The sequence below is a fragment of the Paraburkholderia sp. CNPSo 3274 genome, from assembly GCF_024206475.1.
Lineage (GTDB): Bacteria > Pseudomonadota > Gammaproteobacteria > Burkholderiales > Burkholderiaceae > Paraburkholderia.
In genome coordinates this window covers 78,272-97,224 of the sequence record NZ_JAMBPR010000026.1, presented here as the reverse complement: position 1 = coordinate 97,224, position 18,953 = coordinate 78,272, and the positions used below count along the sequence as shown (strand labels likewise).

The 18,953-nt window shown below is 64.2% G+C and carries 23 protein-coding genes; 19 read left to right on the top strand and 4 right to left on the bottom strand.

Translation table 11 applies throughout. The features are described from left to right. Positions 1-293: 293 nt before the first annotated feature. Complete coding sequence (gene gpmA, locus M3I54_RS19485; protein ID WP_254338737.1) at positions 294-1,043, bottom strand: 2,3-diphosphoglycerate-dependent phosphoglycerate mutase; 750 nt, start codon at positions 1,041-1,043, stop codon at positions 294-296. Between the two features lie 212 nt (positions 1,044-1,255). On the opposite strand from gpmA, the gene M3I54_RS19480 reads away from it, so the two are divergent. The 5 genes from M3I54_RS19480 (at position 1,256) to M3I54_RS19460 (ending at position 4,307) form a co-directional block, all read left to right on the top strand. Then, a complete protein-coding gene (locus M3I54_RS19480) occupies positions 1,256-1,681 on the top strand; it encodes a rhodanese-like domain-containing protein (RefSeq protein WP_254338735.1) in 426 nt (141 codons plus the stop codon). After that, a complete protein-coding gene (grxC, locus tag M3I54_RS19475) occupies positions 1,678-1,938 on the top strand; it encodes a glutaredoxin 3 (protein WP_254338733.1) in 261 nt (86 codons plus the stop codon). The genes M3I54_RS19480 and grxC overlap by 4 nt, the downstream gene beginning before the upstream one ends. Before the next feature lie 226 nt (positions 1,939-2,164). Beyond that, complete coding sequence (gene secB / locus M3I54_RS19470; RefSeq protein WP_233879248.1) at positions 2,165-2,629, top strand: protein-export chaperone SecB; 465 nt, start codon at positions 2,165-2,167, stop codon at positions 2,627-2,629. A 46-nt stretch (positions 2,630-2,675) separates the two neighbouring features. Then, the gene (locus M3I54_RS19465; RefSeq protein ID WP_254338731.1) at positions 2,676-3,674 is read left to right on the top strand and encodes an NAD(P)H-dependent glycerol-3-phosphate dehydrogenase; all 999 of its coding nucleotides are present in this window, start codon (positions 2,676-2,678) and stop codon (positions 3,672-3,674) included. A gap of 99 nt (positions 3,675-3,773) precedes the next feature. Further along, entirely contained in the window at positions 3,774-4,307 is a 534-nt protein-coding gene (locus tag M3I54_RS19460) for an O-acetyl-ADP-ribose deacetylase (protein WP_254338729.1), read from the top strand. A 13-nt stretch (positions 4,308-4,320) separates the two neighbouring features. Here M3I54_RS19460 and trmL read toward each other — a convergent pair whose 3' ends face one another. Together trmL and M3I54_RS19450 are read right to left on the bottom strand one after the other, a co-directional pair. Continuing rightward, entirely contained in the window at positions 4,321-4,791 is a 471-nt protein-coding gene (trmL, locus tag M3I54_RS19455) for a tRNA (uridine(34)/cytosine(34)/5-carboxymethylaminomethyluridine(34)-2'-O)-methyltransferase TrmL (RefSeq protein ID WP_254338727.1), read from the bottom strand. Between the two features lie 42 nt (positions 4,792-4,833). Next, a complete protein-coding gene (locus M3I54_RS19450; RefSeq protein ID WP_254338725.1) occupies positions 4,834-5,664 on the bottom strand; it encodes a ComF family protein in 831 nt (276 codons plus the stop codon). A gap of 87 nt (positions 5,665-5,751) precedes the next feature. Between M3I54_RS19450 and M3I54_RS19445 the strand changes: the two genes are divergently transcribed. The 8 genes from M3I54_RS19445 (at position 5,752) to M3I54_RS19410 (ending at position 13,167) form a co-directional block, all read left to right on the top strand. Further along, complete coding sequence (locus tag M3I54_RS19445) at positions 5,752-6,747, top strand: methyltransferase domain-containing protein (protein WP_254338723.1); 996 nt, start codon at positions 5,752-5,754, stop codon at positions 6,745-6,747. A gap of 267 nt (positions 6,748-7,014) precedes the next feature. Further along, positions 7,015-7,491, top strand: coding sequence for a DUF2244 domain-containing protein (locus M3I54_RS19440; protein WP_158756827.1), 477 nt, complete (start codon positions 7,015-7,017; stop codon positions 7,489-7,491). Between the two features lie 89 nt (positions 7,492-7,580). Further along, a complete protein-coding gene (coxB, locus tag M3I54_RS19435; protein WP_254338721.1) occupies positions 7,581-9,248 on the top strand; it encodes a cytochrome c oxidase subunit II in 1,668 nt (555 codons plus the stop codon). Between the two features lie 176 nt (positions 9,249-9,424). Next, on the top strand, positions 9,425-11,038 hold the full coding sequence (ctaD, locus tag M3I54_RS19430; RefSeq protein WP_254338719.1) for a cytochrome c oxidase subunit I: 1,614 nt from the start codon (positions 9,425-9,427) through the stop codon (positions 11,036-11,038). A gap of 137 nt (positions 11,039-11,175) precedes the next feature. Beyond that, positions 11,176-11,316 carry a cytochrome oxidase small assembly protein gene (locus M3I54_RS19425; protein WP_208867222.1) on the top strand — a complete coding sequence of 47 codons (141 nt, stop codon included), beginning with the start codon at positions 11,176-11,178 and terminating at the stop codon, positions 11,314-11,316. A 40-nt stretch (positions 11,317-11,356) separates the two neighbouring features. Further along, positions 11,357-11,935, top strand: a complete 579-nt coding sequence (locus tag M3I54_RS19420; RefSeq protein WP_051481078.1) for a cytochrome c oxidase assembly protein — start codon at positions 11,357-11,359, stop codon at positions 11,933-11,935. A 109-nt stretch (positions 11,936-12,044) separates the two neighbouring features. Continuing rightward, on the top strand, positions 12,045-12,206 hold the full coding sequence (locus M3I54_RS19415) for a DUF2970 domain-containing protein (RefSeq protein ID WP_375542167.1): 162 nt from the start codon (positions 12,045-12,047) through the stop codon (positions 12,204-12,206). A gap of 103 nt (positions 12,207-12,309) precedes the next feature. After that, positions 12,310-13,167, top strand: a complete 858-nt coding sequence (locus M3I54_RS19410) for a cytochrome c oxidase subunit 3 (protein ID WP_254338715.1) — start codon at positions 12,310-12,312, stop codon at positions 13,165-13,167. 134 nt (positions 13,168-13,301) lie between these two features. On the opposite strand, the gene M3I54_RS19405 is transcribed toward M3I54_RS19410, so the two are convergent. Then, positions 13,302-13,511, bottom strand: coding sequence for a twin transmembrane helix small protein (locus tag M3I54_RS19405; RefSeq protein ID WP_028201826.1), 210 nt, complete (start codon positions 13,509-13,511; stop codon positions 13,302-13,304). A 105-nt stretch (positions 13,512-13,616) separates the two neighbouring features. On the opposite strand from M3I54_RS19405, the gene M3I54_RS19400 reads away from it, so the two are divergent. From M3I54_RS19400 to M3I54_RS19375, 6 genes are all read left to right on the top strand, one after another. Beyond that, positions 13,617-14,399 carry an SURF1 family protein gene (locus M3I54_RS19400; protein WP_254338713.1) on the top strand — a complete coding sequence of 261 codons (783 nt, stop codon included), beginning with the start codon at positions 13,617-13,619 and terminating at the stop codon, positions 14,397-14,399. A gap of 104 nt (positions 14,400-14,503) precedes the next feature. Further along, entirely contained in the window at positions 14,504-15,148 is a 645-nt protein-coding gene (locus tag M3I54_RS19395; RefSeq protein ID WP_254338710.1) for a cytochrome C oxidase subunit I, read from the top strand. A gap of 38 nt (positions 15,149-15,186) precedes the next feature. Next, positions 15,187-16,296: a heme A synthase gene (locus tag M3I54_RS19390; RefSeq protein WP_254338708.1), complete on the top strand. Its 1,110-nt coding sequence runs from the start codon at positions 15,187-15,189 to the stop codon at positions 16,294-16,296. A gap of 9 nt (positions 16,297-16,305) precedes the next feature. Beyond that, a complete protein-coding gene (cyoE, locus tag M3I54_RS19385; RefSeq protein WP_254338706.1) occupies positions 16,306-17,211 on the top strand; it encodes a heme o synthase in 906 nt (301 codons plus the stop codon). Between the two features lie 4 nt (positions 17,212-17,215). Continuing rightward, positions 17,216-17,857, top strand: coding sequence for an SCO family protein (locus M3I54_RS19380; RefSeq protein WP_254338704.1), 642 nt, complete (start codon positions 17,216-17,218; stop codon positions 17,855-17,857). Between the two features lie 191 nt (positions 17,858-18,048). Then, positions 18,049-18,861: a MetQ/NlpA family ABC transporter substrate-binding protein gene (locus M3I54_RS19375; RefSeq protein ID WP_254338702.1), complete on the top strand. Its 813-nt coding sequence runs from the start codon at positions 18,049-18,051 to the stop codon at positions 18,859-18,861. Positions 18,862-18,953 lie beyond the last annotated feature (92 nt).

Below are 18,953 nucleotides of genomic sequence, written 5' to 3'. Positions count from 1 at the left end.
GGGACTAAGACAGTGCTGCAGTCGCCTGGTTCGCAAACCGTGTGCCGCAATTTTGGTTCTGACGCGGTGCTGTCTGGGCGCTGGCAATCTTGCCAGCCAGGCCCAAAAAAAAGGCAGAAAAGGGGAATGTGCAACCAATTGCCATGGCAGCCAGGGCAGCCAGGGCGAAGCCGCACGGCGCCCGCGTGGCCGGAGGGCATGGCCCACGGATAACCGCCGGCCCGACGGACCGGCGGCTGCCTGAATCAACAAGGCAGGGCCAGGGTGCGGCCGATGACAGGAAGCGCGGACCGTCAGCCCGCCTTCTTGCCCTGGTTCGCAACGGCGGCCTGCGCCTTCGCGATGGCTTCGGCGTCGCCCAGATAGTAGTGCTTGATGGGCTTGAGGTTCTCGTCCAGCTCATAGACGAGCGGCACGCCGTTCGGGATGTTCAGGCCGACGATGTCGTCATCCGAAATGTTGTCGAGGTACTTCACGAGCGCGCGGATCGAATTGCCGTGCGCGGCGATCACCACCTTCTTGCCCGCCTTGATGGCCGGTGCGATCGACTCGTTCCAGATCGGCATCACGCGCGCGACCGTGTCCTTCAGGCACTCGGTGAGCGGCAGTTCCTCGCGCGCCACCTTGGCGTAGCGCGGGTCGTTGTACGCCGTGCGCGAGTCGGTCGGCTCGAGCGCCGGCGGCGGCGTGTCGTAGCTGCGGCGCCAGACCAGCACCTGCTCGTCGCCGAACTTCTCGGCCGTTTCGGCCTTGTTCAGGCCCGAAAGCGCGCCGTAATGCCGCTCGTTCAGACGCCACGAGTGGACGACGGGCAGGTACATCTGGTCCATCTGGTCCTGCACGTGCCAGAGCGTGCGGATCGCGCGCTTGAGCACCGAGGTGTAGGCGATGTCGAACGTGTAGCCTGACTCCTTGAGCAGCTGGCCTGCCTGCTGCGCTTCGCGGTTGCCCTGCTCGGTGAGGTCGACGTCCACCCAGCCGGTGAAGCGGTTTTCCTTGTTCCACGTCGATTCGCCGTGGCGGATGAGTACGAGTTTGTACATGAGGATGCCGGTCGGTAGTGAAGGAAGCGGTAATCGGGGACGGGAGACGCAACGCGGCAGCAACGCCATGGCGGTGGTCCAGTCCGGCGGGCTGCACGCCCGGGCTGGGGGGGCGGTAACCCTGCGACAAACGGTTATTTTATAATGAGCGGATTGTCCGAATCCGATTTCGCACGATTTCTCCGACTTTCCCTTTTTCCGGCGGACCCTCCGTGACGTTCTTCACCAATTACATCAACCTTGTACTCATCGCGATCGTCCTCATCTCAGGAGGGTTGCTCCTGTGGCCGACGCTCAAGCGCGGCGGCCGCGGCGGCGTTTCTACCGCCGAGGCGACGCAGCTCATCAACCGCCGCAACGCGGTGGTGGTCGACCTGCGTCCCGCGGGTGAATTCGCGAAAGGTCATCTGCCCTCGGCGCGCCAGGTTGAATTCGGCGAACTCGAGACGAAGATCGGCCAGCTCGTGAAGAACAAGAACAACCCGGTGTTGCTGGTCTGCCAGACGGGCCAGCAGTCGCACAAGGCGCTGCGCCTCGTGAAGGACGCCGGTTTTGCCGAAGTCCACGTGCTGGACGGCGGCGTGAACGCCTGGCAGCAGGCCGGAATGCCGGTCGTGAAACAAGGAGGTTCGAAGTGAGCAAAGTGGTCATGTACAGCACCCAGGTGTGCCCGTATTGCCAGATGGCCGAGCGTCTTTTAAAGTCGCGCGGCGTCGAGCACATCGAGAAAGTGCTGATCGACCGGGACCCGGCGCGGCGCGAAGAGATGATGACGCGCACCGGCCGGCGTACCGTGCCGCAGGTTTTCATCGGCGAGACGCACGTGGGCGGTTACGATGACCTCTCCGCGCTCGACCGTGCGGGCGGCTTGATGCCGCTGCTCGAAGTCGCCTGAGGTTACAGGCGGTTCAAAGCCTGATTTGCAGCCCGATAGCCGTGCGGCCTCGGTCCGCAGGCGGGCTGCGCAGCGTGACGGACCGACGCAGGTTTTCGGCCCGCGCGAGCCAGTGAGGCTTGCGCGGGCCTGTTGCCGTTCATTGCCGTAGTGCGGCGCATTATCGCGACTTTGAGATGTCACGATAGTGCCGCCGCAATCCATTCAATCAGGGAAGCCATACACCATGTCTGACGAGAACAACCAGCCGTTCTTCAACATCCAGCGCATTTACCTCAAGGACATGTCGCTCGAGCAGCCGAATTCGCCGGCCATCTTCCTTGAGCAGGACATGCCTTCGGTCGAAGTGGAAGTCGACGTCAAGGCCGAGCGCCTCGCCGATTCGGTGTTCGAGATCATCGTCACGGGCACCGTCACGGCCAAGGTCAAGGACAAGGTTGCGTTCCTGATCGAAGCCAAGCAAGCCGGCATTTTCGACATCCGCAACATCCCGGCCGAACAGGTCGATCCGCTCGTCGGCATCGCATGCCCGACCATCCTGTTCCCGTACCTGCGCTCGAACATCGCCGACGCGATCACGCGCGCGGGCTTTCCGCCGATCCACCTGGCCGAGATCAACTTCCAGGCGCTCTACGAGCAACGCCTGCAGCAACTCGCCCAGCAAGACGGCGCAAGCAGCGCGACGCACTAAAGCGTACGTTGATCGTTTCCACGAACTACCGGTGCGGAGTATCGGAATGAACATCGCCGTTCTCGGCGCCGGAGCGTGGGGCACCGCGCTGGCGGGGCATCTCGCCCAGGCGCATCACACGCTGTTGTGGGCGCGCGATGGCGCGCTCGTCGACACCTTGCGCAAGACGCACGAAAACGCCCGCTACCTCGCGGGCGTCGCGCTGCCCAAGACTCTCCAATACGAAACGGATCTCGCCGCCGCGCTCGACCATGCTTCGGGCGAGGCGGATCTCGTCGTGCTCGCCACGCCCGTTGCGGGCCTGCGCGGCATGCTCTGCACGCTGCGCGACATGGGTCGCGTGCCCGCCCACTTCGTCTGGCTCTGCAAGGGCTTTGAGGCGCAAACGCAACTGATGCCGCATCAGGTCGTGGCGGCTGTTCTGCCGGGCCACGCGAGCAACGGCGTGCTTTCGGGGCCGAGCTTCGCGCGCGAAGTAAGCGAGGGCCTGCCCGTCGCATTGACGGTGGCGAGCGCCTCCGCCGCTTGCCGCGAGCGCACGCTCGCTGCGTTCCATCACCGCGCGATGCGCATCTATACAGGCGACGACGTGGTCGGCGTGGAGGTCGGCGGCGCGGTCAAGAACGTGCTCGCGATCGCGACCGGCATCGCGGATGGCCTGGGCCTCGGCCTGAACGCACGCGCGGCGCTCATCACGCGCGGCCTCGCCGAGATGACGCGGCTTGGCGTCACGCTCGGCGGGCGCGCCGAGACCTTCACGGGACTGACCGGCCTCGGCGACCTCATCCTCACCGCCACGGGCGACCTCTCGCGCAACCGCACCGTGGGCAAGCAGCTCGCGAGCGGCCGCACGCTCGACGACATCCTCGGCGCACTCGGCCACGTGGCCGAAGGCGTGCGCTGCGCGCAGGCCGTGCTGGCGCTCGCGCGCGCACATGGCATCGAAATGCCGATCACCCAGGCGGTATGCGCCGTGCTATTCGACGGTGTCACGCCGCGCGACGCCGTGAGCGCGCTGCTCCGGCGCGACGCGAAAGCGGAGTAGGGCGCTTCGGTCCTGCTGCGCGTTGAATGAAGCACGCTCGCTCTGCGTGGGACCGGAGTGAGCGCTAAAGCGCCAACTCCGGATCGCAAGGAGGACCGTATGCTGACCATCGGAAACTGCCGTATCGAAGCGCAGGCCGTCGACATCACCACGTTGCAGGTCGATGCGATCGTCAACGCCGCGAACGAATCGCTGCTCGGCGGCGGCGGCGTTGACGGCGCGATTCATCGCGCCGCCGGGCCGGACCTGCTGCGCGAATGCGAGACGCTGAACGGCTGCCCGACCGGCGACGCCAAAATCACCGGCGGCTATCGGCTTCCCGCGAAACACGTCGTCCATACGGTGGGCCCCGTCTGGTACGGCGGGGGCCGTGACGAAGCGCATCTGCTGGCCTCCTGCTACCGGCGCTCGCTCGAGTGCGCTCGTGAGGCGAGCGTGACGAGCATCGCGTTTCCGGCAATCAGTTGCGGCGTCTACCGTTTTCCTGCTGACGACGCGGTGACGATTGCCGTAGCGACCGTGATCGACGCGTTATCGAAATACCCGACGCTCGAGCACGTAATCTTCGCGTGCTTCGACAATGCGATGCTCATGCGCTATGAGCGTGAGCTTGCGGCGCGCGGCAAGGCGTAGCCCCTCGCTTGCCTTATTCGCCGCCTTCGAACCCCGCCTGACGCCACGCTTCGAACACCACGACCGCGACCGTGTTCGAGAGATTCAGGCTGCGATTGCCGGGCCGCATCGGCAGGCGCACGCGCTGTGGCGTCTCGAAGCGCTCGAGCACCGTGTCGGGCAGGCCGCGCGTTTCCGCGCCGAACACGAACCAGTCGCCCGGCTGGAACGCATGCGAGTGAAAGCGGCCCGATCCGCGCGTCGTGAACGCGAACATACGTGACGGGTCCGGTGCTTCTTTGGCGATGAAGGCATCCCAGTCGCCGTGCACGTGCATCTGCGCGTACTCGTGATAGTCGAGGCCCGCGCGGCGCATTTTCGCGTCGTCGAGGGGAAAGCCAAGCGGCTCGATCAGATGAAGCCTCGCACCCGTATTCGCGCACAGGCGGATCACGTTGCCGGTGTTCGGCGGAATTTCGGGTTCGACGAGAACGACGTTGAACATGACGATGGAACTCTCTCGATGTCTTGAATAGTGTGAGGCCGATCAGTCCTTCGGCGTGCGCAGCGCGACGAAATTCGTCACGCGCCGTGCGCCGGCGGCCTTGAGCGTATGCGCGAGCGCGTCGAGCGTGGCGCCCGAGGTCATCACGTCGTCGACCACGCCCACGTGCTGGCCGTTGAGCGGCCGCGTGAGTGCGAACGCCCGGCCGACGTTGCGGCGGCGCGTCTCGCGATCGAGCTTCGACTGCGGCGCCGTATGCAGGATGCGTCGTACGAGCGTGGCGTCCGCGTGCGTGCCCAACCGGCGTGCGAGCGGCCGCGCGATCTGCCAGGCCTGGTTGTAGCCGCGCTCGATGAGGCGTTCGCGCGAGAGCGGCACCGGCACGACGATATCCGGCATGCCGTGTTCATCGCACAGATCTTGTGCGGCCAGCGCGAGGCGTCGTGCAAATTCCTCGCCAAGCGCGAGGCGCGCGCGAAACTTCAGGCCCCGTGCGAGCAGGTCGAGCGGCGCGCGATAGTCGGCGAGCGCGAGCGTGGCGTCGAATGCGGGCGGCGCGTCGGCGCAGGCCTCGCAGCGGTAGCGCGTGCCCCCCGTCGCACCGCGCCTGTGCGCGAGCGGCATAGCGCAGACCGTGCAACGCAGGCGCGGCTCATTCCAGTACGCGGCATCGCAGCACACACAGAGCGTGGTTCGCGACAAATTGCCGCATAATGGGCACAGATTGGGCAGCACGAAGTGGGCAAGCTGTGACGGCAGCGCCCGCGCTTTTCGACAGACGCGCGCAAGGCCCGCAAGACGAGTGCGGTGCGAAGCGGGCGGCGTGACACGCGCTGCATTGCGTGTCTCGCATGAAGAAGGGCGCGGTGGCATCGAAGGACGGCCCGGGCAGCAGGCTCGCGTGACTGAAAGGAAAGGAGTGAGCGAGTATACTTCGCAGACTTCGCCAATACGACCGACATGTCCCCGTCTCCCGCAAGAACTGGCCGTCCGGACTATGAAACCCGGCACCTTCGGCGCATCTTCGATCGCCGTGCGGCGACTTTCGACGACGTTGCCTTCCTGCCACGTGAAATTGCGCAACGCATGCGCGAGCGCCTCGAGTACATCAAGGTGAATCCCGCGGCCGTGCTCGACATTGCGTGCGGCCAGGGCGACGACCTGCCCAGCTTGCGCGAGCGCTTTCCCGAAGCGCCCGTGTTCGGCACCGATCTCTCCCTCGCCATGCTGCGCCGCGCCCGCGAGCACGACGCCCCCGACACGAGCTGGCGGCGCTTTCTGCCCGCATCGGTTGGCCGCGCGCTCGGTTCGCGCGGTCCGCGTGTTGCGCAGGCCGACTTTGCCGAACTGCCGTTCGCGCACGATGCATTCGAACTGCTGTGGTCGAATCTGGCGCTGCATTGGCATCCGCGCCCCGACCTCGTGTTCGGCGAGTGGCAGCGCGTGCTCAAGGTGGACGGCCTGCTCATGTTCAGCACGCTCGGTCCCGACACGCTCAAGGAGCTGCGCGGCGCGTTCGCCGAAGTCGAAGCCGCGCACGGCGTGCCGACGCGCGCGCACGTAATCGATTTCGTCGACATGCACGATCTGGGTGACATGCTCGTCGAGAACGGTTTCGAAATTCCGGTGATGGACCAGGAAACGCTCACCATCACCTACAAGACGCCGGACAAGCTGCTCGCCGACGTGCGCCGCTGGGGCGCGTATCCGTTCGAGCGCAACGGCGATGGCAATGGTGATAACGGCGGCACGCACGGCGCGCGGCGCCTGTACCGTGCGCTCGTGGCCGCGCTCGAGGCGCGCCGCTGCGCGGACGGGCCGCACGCGGGCACGATCCCGCTGACCTTCGAGGTCATCTACGGCCACGCGTGGAAGGCCGTGCCGCGCATGACCGCCGAAGGCCATGGCATCGTGCGCATCGAGGACATCGGTCGGGGTCCGGCAAGGAATCGGTAACGTGGTAAGGGGGCTTTCGTTATGCCTGAAATTAGCGCCTGAAAAGCCCTCGAGAAATGCTTGAAAAATCGCTGCAAGTCCCGTCCGGCATGGGTTTGCGGGCGATTGAACCTTGCTTGTGAGGGCTGGGGATCGCGCCTATAATGCGTCAGTTTGCTGCACGGAAGGGTCCCCAAAATCCATTGTGGCAAGTCCAGATCTCCCCGTAGTTGTGCGAGGCGCGACGCGGCGATAGTCTGGCGAAGTTGCAAGTGGGGGAAGCGAGCGATGCAGGCGCCTGATCTGCTGGCGAGTCCGGAGCCGGTCCTGAAAGACTGGACCATGAAGCGCAACTGTTCGGTTTCGCCCAGGCAATTCGTGTTCTTCTATGTTTCGCTGGCGCTGGTTTCCATCGCGATCGCCGTTCTGTTGTTGATCCACGGCGCCTGGCTGGTTTTGCCGTTTACCGGTATCGATCTGTTGGTAGTAGGCGGCGCTTTTGTCATTTATGCGCGCCATGCTGTCGATTACGAACGTATCAGGCTTTATCCGAACCGGCTGGTGATCGAGCAGATGAGCGCCGACGCGCTCACGCAGTTCGAATTCAATCCCCGCTGGGTCCGGGTCGAACCGGGCGCGACCCCACGCGACCCGGTGCGTCTCGTGTCCCGCGGTCAGGCGGTCGCTGTCGGGTTGCATCTGCCGCAATATCGGCGTGCGCAGTTCGCGCGGGAACTGCGTGCCTGGCTTGCGCGCGCGGGTTGATGCGCGGCGCGTGAGTTTGCCGGTTGGCGGTATGAGCGTCCCAGGGGGCGCCCTGGTTGCAAAACCTTCCTGCGGGGTCGAGGGTTTGAATGGAAATTATGGGTAAGGAAGCTATGAAAACAATCAAGCGAGCCCTCCAGGGCGTGCTGGCGTGCAGCGGATTCCTCGTCGCCGGCGCGGCACTCGCAGTCGGAGACAGCCCAGGCGGCCCTGCGGTGAACGAGATCAATTTCCAGCCGCCCGTCACGCGCATCGCCGAAGAGCTCTACAGCCTCCATATGTTGATGCTGCTCTTGTGCGCCGTGATTTTCGTCGGCGTGTTCGGCGTCATGTTCTATTCGATCTACGCGCACCGTAAATCGAAGGGTCACAAGGCCGCTCACTTCCATGAGAGCACCACGGTCGAAATCATCTGGACGGTGGTGCCGTTCATCATCGTCGTGCTGATGGCGCTGCCCGCCACCAAGGCCGTCGTCGCGATGAAGGACACGTCCAACGCCGACCTCACCGTGAAGGTCACGGGCTACCAGTGGAAATGGGGCTACGACTACGTGAAGGGGCCGGGCGAGGGCATCAACTTCCTCTCCACGCTCAGCACGCCGCGCTCCGAGGTGAACAACCGCGTGCCGATCACCGATACGTACCTGCAGGAAGTCGACAATCCGCTCGTCGTGCCGGTCAACAAGAAGGTTCGCATCATCACCACGGCCAACGACGTCGTGCACTCGTGGTACGTGCCCGCGTTCGGCGTGAAGCAGGACGCGATTCCGGGCTTCGTGCGCGACACGTGGTTCAAGGCCGATAAGGTCGGCACTTATCGCGGCTTCTGTACCGAGCTGTGCGGCAAGGAGCACGCGTTCATGCCGGTCGTAGTCGAGGTGCTTTCCGACGACGACTACGCGAAGTGGGTCGATACGCAAAAGGCGAAGATGGCCGCCGCTAACGACGACCCGAACAAGACCTACACGCTGGCCGAGCTCAAGGAGCGCGGCGAGAAGGTCTATAACTCGAACTGCGCGGTATGCCACCAGCCCACCGGCAAGGGCGCGGGCGCATTCCCGGCGCTCGACGGCAGCAAGATCGCCAATGGTCCGATCGCGGAGCACGTGAGCATTGTCCTGAAGGGCAAGAACGCCATGCCTTCGTGGGCGCCCACGCTCAACGACGTCGAGATCGCTTCGGTTATCACGTTCGAGCGCAACTCGTGGGGCAACCATACCGGCGACATTCTGCAGCCGCGTCAGGTGGCCGACGCGCGTAACGGCAAGATGCCCGAGGGCGGCGATCATACCGCCGCGGCGGGTGCTGGCGGCGCAAGCGACGCGGCCGCGGCAAGCGGCGCGCAAGAGGCTAGCGGCGCTGCCGATGCGAGCGCTGCAAGTGGGACGGCCCCCGCAAGCGGCGCGGATCAGGCGTCTGGCGCAGCGGCGCCGAGCGCAGCCGCGTTGCCGGCGAGCGTCTACTTCGAAGTGGGCAAGAGCACGCTGCCCGCCGACGCGAAGGACGCCATCCAGGCTGCAGCTGATTACGCGAAGGCGCACCCGGACGCGAAGTTCACGCTCTCGGGCTACACCGATTCGAGCGGCAACGCCAGCACGAACGCCGACCTCGCCAAGCGCCGCGCGCAAGCGGTGCGCGACGCGATGAAGGCGGCAGGCATTGCCGAAGACCACATCATTCTGAAGAAGCCGGAAACGATCACGGGCGGCGCGAACGCGAAGGAAGCGCGCCGGGTGGAGATCGGCGCGGCGGCCTGAGCGGGCCAGCGCGAGAAGAACAAGCAGCAAGAGACGCAGGACAAGCGCTGCGCGAGCACAAAACAAGCAGGCAAACGCTGCAGCAAGAGACGCCAAGCAATTCGCTTTCGCATTTCAATTGCATGGGGCCGGAGAAGGCGCTAAAGCGCCAACTCCGGACCGACAGGAGATAAGTCATGTCTAGCATCGGACACGATGTAGCTGGAGGGCACGGCCACGTGCACGGCGATCACGCGCACGCCACGCCCCACGGCTGGCGCCGCTGGCTGCTCGCGACGAACCATAAGGACATCGGAACGCTGTATCTGCTCTTCTCGTTCGTGATGTTCCTCTCGGGCGGCGTCATGGCGCTCGCCATACGTGCGGAGCTGTTCGAGCCGGGCATGCAGATCATGCGCCCCGAGTTCTTCAACCAGCTCACCACGATGCACGGTCTCATCATGGTGTTCGGCGCGATCATGCCGGCCTTCGTGGGCTTCGCGAACTGGATGATTCCGCTGCAGATCGGCGCCTCGGACATGGCGTTCGCGCGCATGAACAACTTCAGCTTCTGGCTGCTGCCCGCCGCGGCGTGTCTGCTGATCGGCTCGTTCTTCTCACCGGGCGGCGCGACCGCCGCGGGCTGGACGCTCTACGCGCCGCTCTCCACGCAGATGGGCCCGGGCATGGACTTCGCGATCTTCGCGGTGCACATCATGGGCGCCTCGTCGATCATGGGAGGCATCAACATCGTCGTGACCATCCTGAACCTGCGCGCGCCGGGCATGACGCTCATGAAGATGCCGATGTTCGTGTGGACGTGGCTCATCACCGCCTACCTGCTGATCGCCGTGATGCCGGTGCTCGCAGGCGCGATCACGATGCTGCTGTTCGACCGCCACTTCGGCACGAGCTTCTTCAACGCGGCCGGCGGCGGCGACCCGGTCATGTACCAGCACATCTTCTGGTTCTTCGGGCACCCCGAGGTCTACATCATGATCTTGCCGGCGTTCGGGATCGTTTCGCAGGTGATTCCGGCGTTCTCGCGCAAGCCGCTGTTCGGCTATAGCTCGATGGTGTACGCCACGGCATCGATTGCGATTCTCTCGTTCATGGTCTGGGCGCACCACATGTTCGCGACCGGCATGCCAGTCACGGGCCAGCTCTTCTTCATGTACGCGACGATGCTGATCGCCGTGCCGACGGGCGTGAAGGTGTTCAACTGGGTCGCCACGATGTGGCGCGGCTCGCTCACCTTCGAAACGCCGATGCTGTGGGCCGTGGGCTTCCTGATCGTGTTCACGTTCGGCGGTCTCTCGGGCCTGATGCTCGCCATGGCGCCGCTCGACATCCAGTATCACGGCACTTACTTCGTGGTGGCGCACTTCCACTACGTGCTGGTGGCGGGGTCATTATTCGCGTTGTTCTCAGGGTGGTACTACTGGGCGCCGAAATGGACCGGCTGGATGTACAACGAGACGCGCGGCAAGATCCACTTCTGGTGCTCGCTCATCTTCTTCAATCTCGCGTTCCTGCCGATGCACTTCGTCGGCCTGGCCGGCATGCCGCGTCGCTATGCCGACTATCCGGCCCAGTTCACCGACTGGAACCAGGTGATCTCGATCGGCGCCTTCGGCTTCGGACTTTCTCAGGTGTACTTCCTGTTCGCGGTGGCGCTGCCCGCCTATCGCGGCGGCGGCGAACTGGAGAAAGCCACCGACAAGCCGTGGGACGGTGCAACGGGCCTCGAGTGGACCGTGCCGAGCCCGGCGCCGTTCCACACGTTCGAGAATCCGCCGACGGTCGAGTAAGCCGTTGAGTGTGTGGCGTCCGGCTGTGCGCAGCCGGACGCGACCGAAGTCCGCGGTCTTCACGCAGTCTTCATCGGAGCACGTACGAGAGGTAATTCACGATGCAAGGAGAAGCCGCGGCCAACCGCGCTGAACGCATGACCCGGGATCCACAAAAAAGACGCACGCCTGAGCAAATCCGCGCGGGCAATCTGCGGCTCGGCCTCATTTTGCTGGCCGTCGTAGTCGGTTTCTTTGTGGCTGCCGTCGTCAAGCAGGTGTATTTCCCCGGCCACTGACGCGCAGAGCGTTTGCCGGAAGATCGTTCGAGGAAGTTCGATGTCCACGCAAGCTGGAAATGATCGCGCGTTCAACCGGTCGATGCTCATCAAGCTCGTCGTCGTGGCGCTGCTGATGTTCGGGTTCGGCTTTGCGCTGGTGCCGATGTATCGCGCGATCTGCCAGGTCACCGGCATCAACAACCTGGTGCAGCGCGACGCCACCGAGCGCGAGGCACGCAACACGCAGGTGGACATGACGCGCACGATCTCCGTGGAGTTCGACGCGAACGCACGCGGGCTGCTCGGCTTCAAGCCGGAGCAAACGAGCCTCGACGTGCATCCGGGCGAAGTCATGACGGTGATGTACGACATTTCGAACAACGAAGGACGCACGATCGACGCGCAGGCCATTCCGAGCTACGCGCCGAAGCAGGCGACGGAGTACTTCCGCAAGATCGAGTGCTTCTGCTTCACGCAGCAGGTCTTGAAGGCGAACGAGACGAAGCGCATGCCGGTGGTGTTCGTGATCGACCCGAAGCTGCCGAAGGACGTGAAGACGATCACGCTGTCGTACACGTTCTTCGAGCTGAACAAGCCGGCCGTGCCGCCGCCGCCGAAACAGTCGGCGGGCGCATGAGGCGTCGGCGCCGGGGTCAACGATGTCAGGAGGCGAAAGGCGCATGAGCGACGAACGCGGCAGCGGCGTTGAGAGGCCGGCGAAGAAGAAGGGCGGCATCCTGCAGGTGATGAAAGCGGTGGCGTGGTCCTTCCTCGGCGTGCGTAAGCGCGCCGACCTCGAAGACGACGCCGCGAACCTGCACCCCGTGCAGCTGATCATCGCGGGGATCGTCGGTGCGGTGCTGTTCATCGTCGTGCTGCTGTTGATCGTGCACGCGGTGGTGGGATGAGCGAGTGCGCGAAACGCTGCGCGCGAAGCAGTGAATAACGAGGACACACTCGGGTAAAAGCAGCCGGCGATGTCCGGAGCAACTGGAAATTGGAGAAACAGGCATGAGCGGCCAAAACGATAGCCCGTACTACTTCGTACCGCACCCGTCGCGGCACCCGATCAGCGCGTCCATTGGTCTTCTGGTCATGCTCGCGTCGCTCGCTTCGTGGATCAACGGCGAGTCGTGGGGGCCGATCGGCGTGCTCGTCGGCCTGCTGTGGCTGCTCTTCACGCTGTGGCACTGGTTCGGCGACGCCATCGCCGAATCGGAAGGCGGCATGTATGGCAAGCGCGTCGACGTGTCGTACCGTTGGAGCATGAGCTGGTTCATCTTCTCCGAAGTGATGTTCTTCGGCGCGTTCTTCGGGGCGCTCTTCTACGCGCGCGCGATCGCCCTGCATCAGCTCGGCAGCCTCGACTACAAGTTGATCTGGCCGGACTTCTCGGCGGTGTGGCCGAACAACGGTCCTGCGGCACTGGTTTCGCACTTCCGCTCGATGACGCCGTGGCCCGTGCCGACCATCAACACGGCGCTGCTGCTCTCCTCGGGCGCGACGCTCACCGTTTCGCACCACGCGCTGCGCGACAACCATCGCTCGAAGGCTATCGCGTGGCTCGCCGCGACGATCGTGCTGGGCGTGTGCTTCCTCTTCCTGCAGGCGTTCGAGTACATCCACGCGTACGGCGAATTGAACCTCACGCTCGCTTCGGGCATTTACGGTTCGACGTTCTTCCTGCTCACGGGCTTCCACGGCTTCCACGTGTTCCTCGGCGGCACGATGCTCACGGTCGTGATGATCCGGCTCATTCGTGGCCACTTCACCGCGGAGCATCACTTCGCATTCGAAGGCGCGGCGTGGTACTGGCACTTTGTCGACGTAGTGTGGCTCGGCCTCTACATCGTCGTGTACTGGCTGTGATGCCTGGTGCGCCGCGCGGGCCGCGGCGCTGGAGACGTGAATGAAACAAGGCGCCGCCCGACCTCGTCGGCGCGGCGCCTTGTGTTTTCCGGAATGGGGTTTGCGCTGCGGTCTTCAGTGATGGTCAGCGGCGCTCAGCGACCGTAAGGAATCCCGGTGGACTGGATCCAGCCCATCCAGTGTGCGAACAGGATGAACAGAAAGAGCGAGATGGAAAGGCCCACGCGCGTGGCGAGCGACCAGACCATCCGCTTGGTGCGGCCCCGGTCGTGCATCATGAAATAGAGCGCGGAGATCATGCTCGCGATGATCAGCGCGAACGCAACGGGGACGAGTATGTGCATGAAGTTCACGGAATTTGGCATGCCTGAAAACGTCTGTCTCATTATCGCACCGCGCTACATGGCGCGGGGTTCGATCACTTGTATCTTTCGCATCGGACATGCCCAATGAAAATCCGGCTCGTCCCCACGTTGCTCATCCTGATCGTGATGGCCGTGACGATCCGGCTCGGCTTCTGGCAGCGCGACCGCGCGCATCAGAAGGAGGCGCTGCAGGCGCAAATCACGCAGTACGAATCGTCTGTGCCGCAACCGGTGGGCGCCACGCCGCTCGCGCTGAAGGACATCGAGTTCCATCGCGTGCGGGCGACGGGCACATTCCTGCCCGAGCGCGTGGTGTATCTCGACAATCGTCCGTATAACGATCAACCGGGTTTCTATGTCGTGATGCCGCTTAAACTCGAAGGCGGCGGCTACGTGCTGGTGAATCGCGGCTGGCTACCGCGCAACATCGCGGACCGCGCCGCGATCGCGCCCTATGTCACGCCGCCTGGGCCGGTGGTTGTGGAAGGCATTGCGCGCGCCGACGCCTCGCGCGCCTTCGAACTCGGTTCGGGCGGCTCTGCAGCGCACCAGAAGATACGGCAGAATCTCGGCGTCGCTTCCTATGCAGCGGAAAGCGGGTTGCCGCTGCAACCGTTCGTGATCCAGCAAACCGGCTTCGTGCCGGCCTTCAAGGACGGGCTCGTGCGCGACTGGCCGGTGCCGGATACCGATGTCGAGCGCAACTACGGCTACATGCTCCAGTGGTGGGGCATGGCGCTCGCGGCCCTCGGTTTCGGTCTTTTTGCGGCCCGCAAGGCTGCGACAAAAGCGCGCACTGAAGACGAAGCCAGGCAGCACGCCGAAGAGCCCGGAAGGCAAAACACAGGCAGCGCGAAGGACGCCTGATGATCCGTCGGACGAATCAATTCGAATCCGATGTGATCCGGACCATGGCGCTGCGCATGCAGCACATGGACAACTGAAAGCGACAGAAGCGAGGTTCCACGAGAGTGTCGACGCAATCCCCCCGTTCCGCCCAGGTCGCGAAGCCGGCCGCCACGCTCGCGCAGAAGGGCGCGAAGCGCCGTGGCCGCTGGACGCTGCTCATCATCGCGCTCATCTGCGGCGCGCCTATCGTGATTTCGTACTTCACGTACTACGTGATCAAGCCGAAGGGCGGCACGACGAGCTATGGCGCGCTCATCGAGCCGCAGCGGCCCATTCCCGGCGCGCTCATGGTGACGGGCGACGACGGTCATGAAGTGCCGCTCGCCTCGCTCAAGGGCCGCTGGCTGATGATCTCGGTGAATGGCGGTGACTGCGACGAAGCCTGCGCAACGAAACTCTATTTCATGCGCCAGGTGCGCGCGACGCAGGGCCCGGAGCGCGAGCGCATCGTCACGGTCTGGCTGCGCACCGACGACGCGAGCGTCCCCGCGAAACTGAAGGGCGCCTACGCGGACACGCGCATGCTGCGCGCCGATCCGGTCGCCGTGGCCGCGTGGTTGCCTGCCACGGAAACGACGAAAGACACCGATCACATCTATCTGGTCGATCCGAACGGCAACCTGATGATGCGATTCCCGGCGAATGCCGATCCGTCGAAAATCAAACAAGACGTCACGAAACTGCTCAAGTGGTCCCGCATCGGTTAAGGTGCGCAGCGCGAGTCTGACGGAGAAGAGTAAGAGAGATGTTTATCCTGGAGCTGGGCCTGATTGGCCTGTGCATCGCGTTGCTGCCGCTCTCGTGGGTCTGGGTGAAGGCCGACGACAGCAAGTTTCGCAAGCTCGTGTGGCTCACGACGTTCATGACGCTCGACCTCGTCATGTTCGGCGGCTTTACGCGCTTGACCGACTCGGGCCTCGGCTGTCCTGACTGGCCGGGCTGCTATGGCACGTCCTCGCCGTTCATCGCGCATGCGCAAATTGCCGCCGCGCATCTCGCTATGCCGAGCGGCCCCGTGAGCATGACGAAGGCATGGATCGAGATGATCCACCGCTATTTCGCCATGGCTATCGGTGTCCTGATCATTGCGCAGATGGCGATTGCCTGGCGCGCGCGCATCAAGCGCCTGCCGCTGCACGTCTCGCCATGGTGGCCCACCGCGCTGCTCGGGCTGATCCTCGTGCAGGGCGTGTTTGGCGCGTGGACAGTGACGATGAAGCTGCAGCCCATCATCGTCACCACGCACCTCTTGCTCGGCCTCACGCTGCTCGGCTCGCTCGCGTGGCTCGCCGCGCGCATGACGCCGCTGCCCGCATACGAACCCGACGCCGCGCGCTGGCGCGTGGCCGCGCTGGCGGCGCTCGTGCTGCTCGTCGCGCAGATCGCGCTGGGCGGCTGGGTGAGCACGAACTACGCGGTGCTGGCCTGCACCGACTTCCCGACCTGCAACGGCGCGTGGATTCCGCCGATGGATTTCCATCACGGCTTCCACCTCTGGCGCGCGCTCGGCATGGACGGCAACGGCGACGTGATCACGCAGGACGCGCTCGTCGCGATCCACTGGACGCACCGTACGTTCGCGTTCGTCGTGATCGCTTATCTGATATGGTTCGCCCTGAAGTTGCGACGCTATGCCTCGCTGCGACGCCCGGCAAACTGGATCATGATCGTGATCTTTATCCAATTTTTGACGGGGCTATCCAACATCGTGCTGCAGTGGCCGCTGCCCGTGGCAGTGGCGCACAACGGTGGCGCGGCGATCCTGCTGCTTTTGGTCGTCGTGCTAAACTTTCGAATTGCTTGTAGCCGCCCCGGCCGCGCCGTTCTCCCCGCGCGCGACACCGCTGCGGTGTGATCCCGCCCTATGGAAAGTACAACCCTATCCCAGACGCCCGGTAGCCGGATTTCCCAATATCTCGCGCTTACCAAGCCGCGCGTCACGCAATTGGCCGTGTTTTGCGCCGTCATCGGCATGTTCCTCGCCGTGCCGGGCATGGTGCCCTGGAAGCAGCTGATCGGCGGCACCGTCGGCATCTGGCTCACGGCCGGCGCGGCCTTCGCGATCAACTGTCTCGTCGAGCAAAAGGTGGATGCGCGCATGCGTCGCACTGCCTGGCGTCCTTCGGCGCGCGGCGAGATCACGAGCACGCAAATCCTGATCTTCTCGGCGGTAATCGGCGGCCTCGGCATGTGGGTGCTGTACACGTTCGCCAATCCGCTCACCATGTGGCTCACGGTCGCGACCTTCATTGGCTACGCGATCATTTACACGCTGCTGCTCAAGCCGGCCACGCCGCAGAATATCGTGATCGGCGGCGCCTCGGGCGCCATGCCGCCGGCGCTTGGCTGGGCCGCGGTGACGGGCCACGTGCCCGCCGACGCCTGGATTCTCGTGCTCATCATTTTCGTGTGGACGCCGCCGCACTTCTGGGCGCTCGCGCTCTACCGCCGCAAGGATTACGAAAACGCCGGCCTGCCGATGCTGCCCAACACGCACGGCGAGAAGTACACGCGTCTGCATATTCTGCTCTACACCGTGATCCTGTTCGCGGTCACGCTGATGCCGTACATCTCGGGCATGAGCGGCGTGCTTTATCTGGCTTCGGCCGTGCTGCTCGGCGCCGTGTTCCTCGCTTACGCATGGAAGATCTACGTCGAGTATTCCGACGCACTGGCACGCAAGACTTTCCGCTATTCGATCGTCTACCTCTCGTTGCTGTTCGCGGCGCTGCTCGTCGACCATTACGTGCATGCGCTCATCGCGGCGTAACGATATGGCCCACCGCACGCTTGCGCGCTTCGTGCGCGCCACGGTCGTTGCGCTCGCCGCTGCAGGCGCACTCGGCGGCACGCTGGTTCTCGAGGGCTGCGGCCAGCAGCCGCCCTCGTTCACGAACCTCGACATCACCGGCAATACCCAGTTCGGCAAGGATTTCGCACTGCCCGACACCAGCGGCAAGACGCGCACGCTCGCCGACTTCAAGGGCAAGGTGGTCGTGCTGTTCTTCGGCTACACGCACTGCCCGGACGTTTGCCCGACCACCATGGCCGAGCTTTCGCAGGCGCTCCAGCAACTGGGGCCCGATGCGGCGAAGCGCGTGCAGGTGCTGTTCGTCAGCGTCGATCCTGAGCGCGACACGTCGCAGATCCTGAGCCAGTACACGGCCGCGTTCAATCCGACCTTCATTGGGCTGCGCCCGGCCAACGAAGACCAGCTCAAGCAGGTGGCTAAGGATTTCCGCGTGTACTACGCGAAGGTGCCCGGCAACACGCCGGATAGCTACACGATGGACCACACCGCCGCGAGCTACGTGTTCGACACGACCGGCAAACTGCGCCTCTTCGCGCGCGACGGGCAGGGCGTCACGCCCTGGCTCCACGATCTGAAGATCCTCCTCGGCTCGAATCCCGACTAAGGGAAGCCCGGCGTGTTCGCCTTGAGAGGCGAACACGCGTTGCGCGCTTCAGGGCCGCGCGGGCATACCAGTATGCGAATTCATTATTTCCCGCAACCGGTTCCATATGAGACGATTTATATCGTCCGGCAGACGGCGCACAACGCCGCGGAACCGGAGCAACAACAAAACCACGCAGGAACATCATCTTCATGCAGCGCAGAAATCTGATTAAAGCACTCCTCGCCGGCGTTGCCGCCACCACGCTCGCAGCCAGCTTTGGCGCCCGCGCCGACGACCAGGTCATCAAGGTCGGCACCGTTTCGGGTCCGGACGCGCAAGTCTGGGCCGTCGTCCAGAAGGTCGCCAAGCGCGAAGGCCTGAACGTCAAGGTCATCGAATTCAACGACTACGTACAGCCGAACGCCGCGCTCGACGCCGGCGACCTCGACGCCAACAGCTTCCAGACCGGCCCGTATCTCGACAGCCAGATCAAGCAGCGCGGCTACAAGCTCGTGAACGCAGGCCTCACGTACATCTCGCCCATTGGCGTCTACTCGAAGAAGCTCAAATCGCTCAACGAGCTGCCGCAAGGCGCGAAGGTCGCCGTGCCGAATGACCCGTCGAACGAAAACCGCGCGCTGCTGCTCCTGCAAAACAAGGGCCTGATTAAACTGCGCGCTGGCGCGGGCACCAACGGCAACAACGCGACGCCGCTCGACGTCGCCGAAAACCCGAAGAAGATCAAGCTCGTTGAACTCGACGCCGCGCAGCTTCCGCGCGCGCTCGGCGACGTGGACGCCGCCGTGATCAACACGAACTACGCGCTCGCAGCCGGTCTGCAGCCGACCAAAGACGCCATCGCAATCGAGGACATCCACAGCCCGTACGCGAACCTGATCGCCGTTCGCGCCCAGGACAAGGACAAGCCGTGGGTGAAGAAGCTGGTTGCCGCCTACCAATCGGAAGACGTGCGCCAGTTCATCAAGAACCAGTTCAAGGGCTCGATGGTGCCGTCGTTCTAAGGGACACTCGAGAAGCGGCTGCCTGCGTCCAATCGAGACGCGGGAGCCCCCGCAGGACCGGAACGCCGTGGCAACCGCCACGGCGTTTTTTT

Bases quoted from the DNA above. Each gene is read 5' to 3' on its own strand.
- ctaD (WP_254338719.1), top strand. From the start codon at position 9,425: ATGTCTAGCATCGGACACGATGTAGCTGGAGGGCACGGCCACGTGCAC.
- M3I54_RS19375 (WP_254338702.1), top strand. From the start codon at position 18,049: ATGCAGCGCAGAAATCTGATTAAAGCACTCCTCGCCGGCGTTGCCGCC.
- coxB (WP_254338721.1), top strand. From the start codon at position 7,581: ATGGAAATTATGGGTAAGGAAGCTATGAAAACAATCAAGCGAGCCCTC.
- M3I54_RS19445 (WP_254338723.1), top strand. From the start codon at position 5,752: ATGTCCCCGTCTCCCGCAAGAACTGGCCGTCCGGACTATGAAACCCGG.
- M3I54_RS19420 (WP_051481078.1), top strand. From the start codon at position 11,357: ATGTCCACGCAAGCTGGAAATGATCGCGCGTTCAACCGGTCGATGCTC.
- M3I54_RS19425 (WP_208867222.1), top strand. From the start codon at position 11,176: ATGACCCGGGATCCACAAAAAAGACGCACGCCTGAGCAAATCCGCGCG.
- M3I54_RS19380 (WP_254338704.1), top strand. From the start codon at position 17,216: ATGGCCCACCGCACGCTTGCGCGCTTCGTGCGCGCCACGGTCGTTGCG.
- M3I54_RS19440 (WP_158756827.1), top strand. From the start codon at position 7,015: ATGCAGGCGCCTGATCTGCTGGCGAGTCCGGAGCCGGTCCTGAAAGAC.
- M3I54_RS19450 (WP_254338725.1), bottom strand. From the start codon at position 5,664: ATGCCACCGCGCCCTTCTTCATGCGAGACACGCAATGCAGCGCGTGTC.
- secB (WP_233879248.1), top strand. From the start codon at position 2,165: ATGTCTGACGAGAACAACCAGCCGTTCTTCAACATCCAGCGCATTTAC.
- M3I54_RS19465 (WP_254338731.1), top strand. From the start codon at position 2,676: ATGAACATCGCCGTTCTCGGCGCCGGAGCGTGGGGCACCGCGCTGGCG.
- M3I54_RS19460 (WP_254338729.1), top strand. From the start codon at position 3,774: ATGCTGACCATCGGAAACTGCCGTATCGAAGCGCAGGCCGTCGACATC.
- M3I54_RS19400 (WP_254338713.1), top strand. From the start codon at position 13,617: ATGAAAATCCGGCTCGTCCCCACGTTGCTCATCCTGATCGTGATGGCC.
- cyoE (WP_254338706.1), top strand. From the start codon at position 16,306: ATGGAAAGTACAACCCTATCCCAGACGCCCGGTAGCCGGATTTCCCAA.
- trmL (WP_254338727.1), bottom strand. From the start codon at position 4,791: ATGTTCAACGTCGTTCTCGTCGAACCCGAAATTCCGCCGAACACCGGC.
- M3I54_RS19405 (WP_028201826.1), bottom strand. From the start codon at position 13,511: ATGCACATACTCGTCCCCGTTGCGTTCGCGCTGATCATCGCGAGCATG.
- M3I54_RS19390 (WP_254338708.1), top strand. From the start codon at position 15,187: ATGTTTATCCTGGAGCTGGGCCTGATTGGCCTGTGCATCGCGTTGCTG.
- M3I54_RS19415 (WP_375542167.1), top strand. From the start codon at position 12,045: ATGAAAGCGGTGGCGTGGTCCTTCCTCGGCGTGCGTAAGCGCGCCGAC.
- gpmA (WP_254338737.1), bottom strand. From the start codon at position 1,043: ATGTACAAACTCGTACTCATCCGCCACGGCGAATCGACGTGGAACAAG.
- M3I54_RS19410 (WP_254338715.1), top strand. From the start codon at position 12,310: ATGAGCGGCCAAAACGATAGCCCGTACTACTTCGTACCGCACCCGTCG.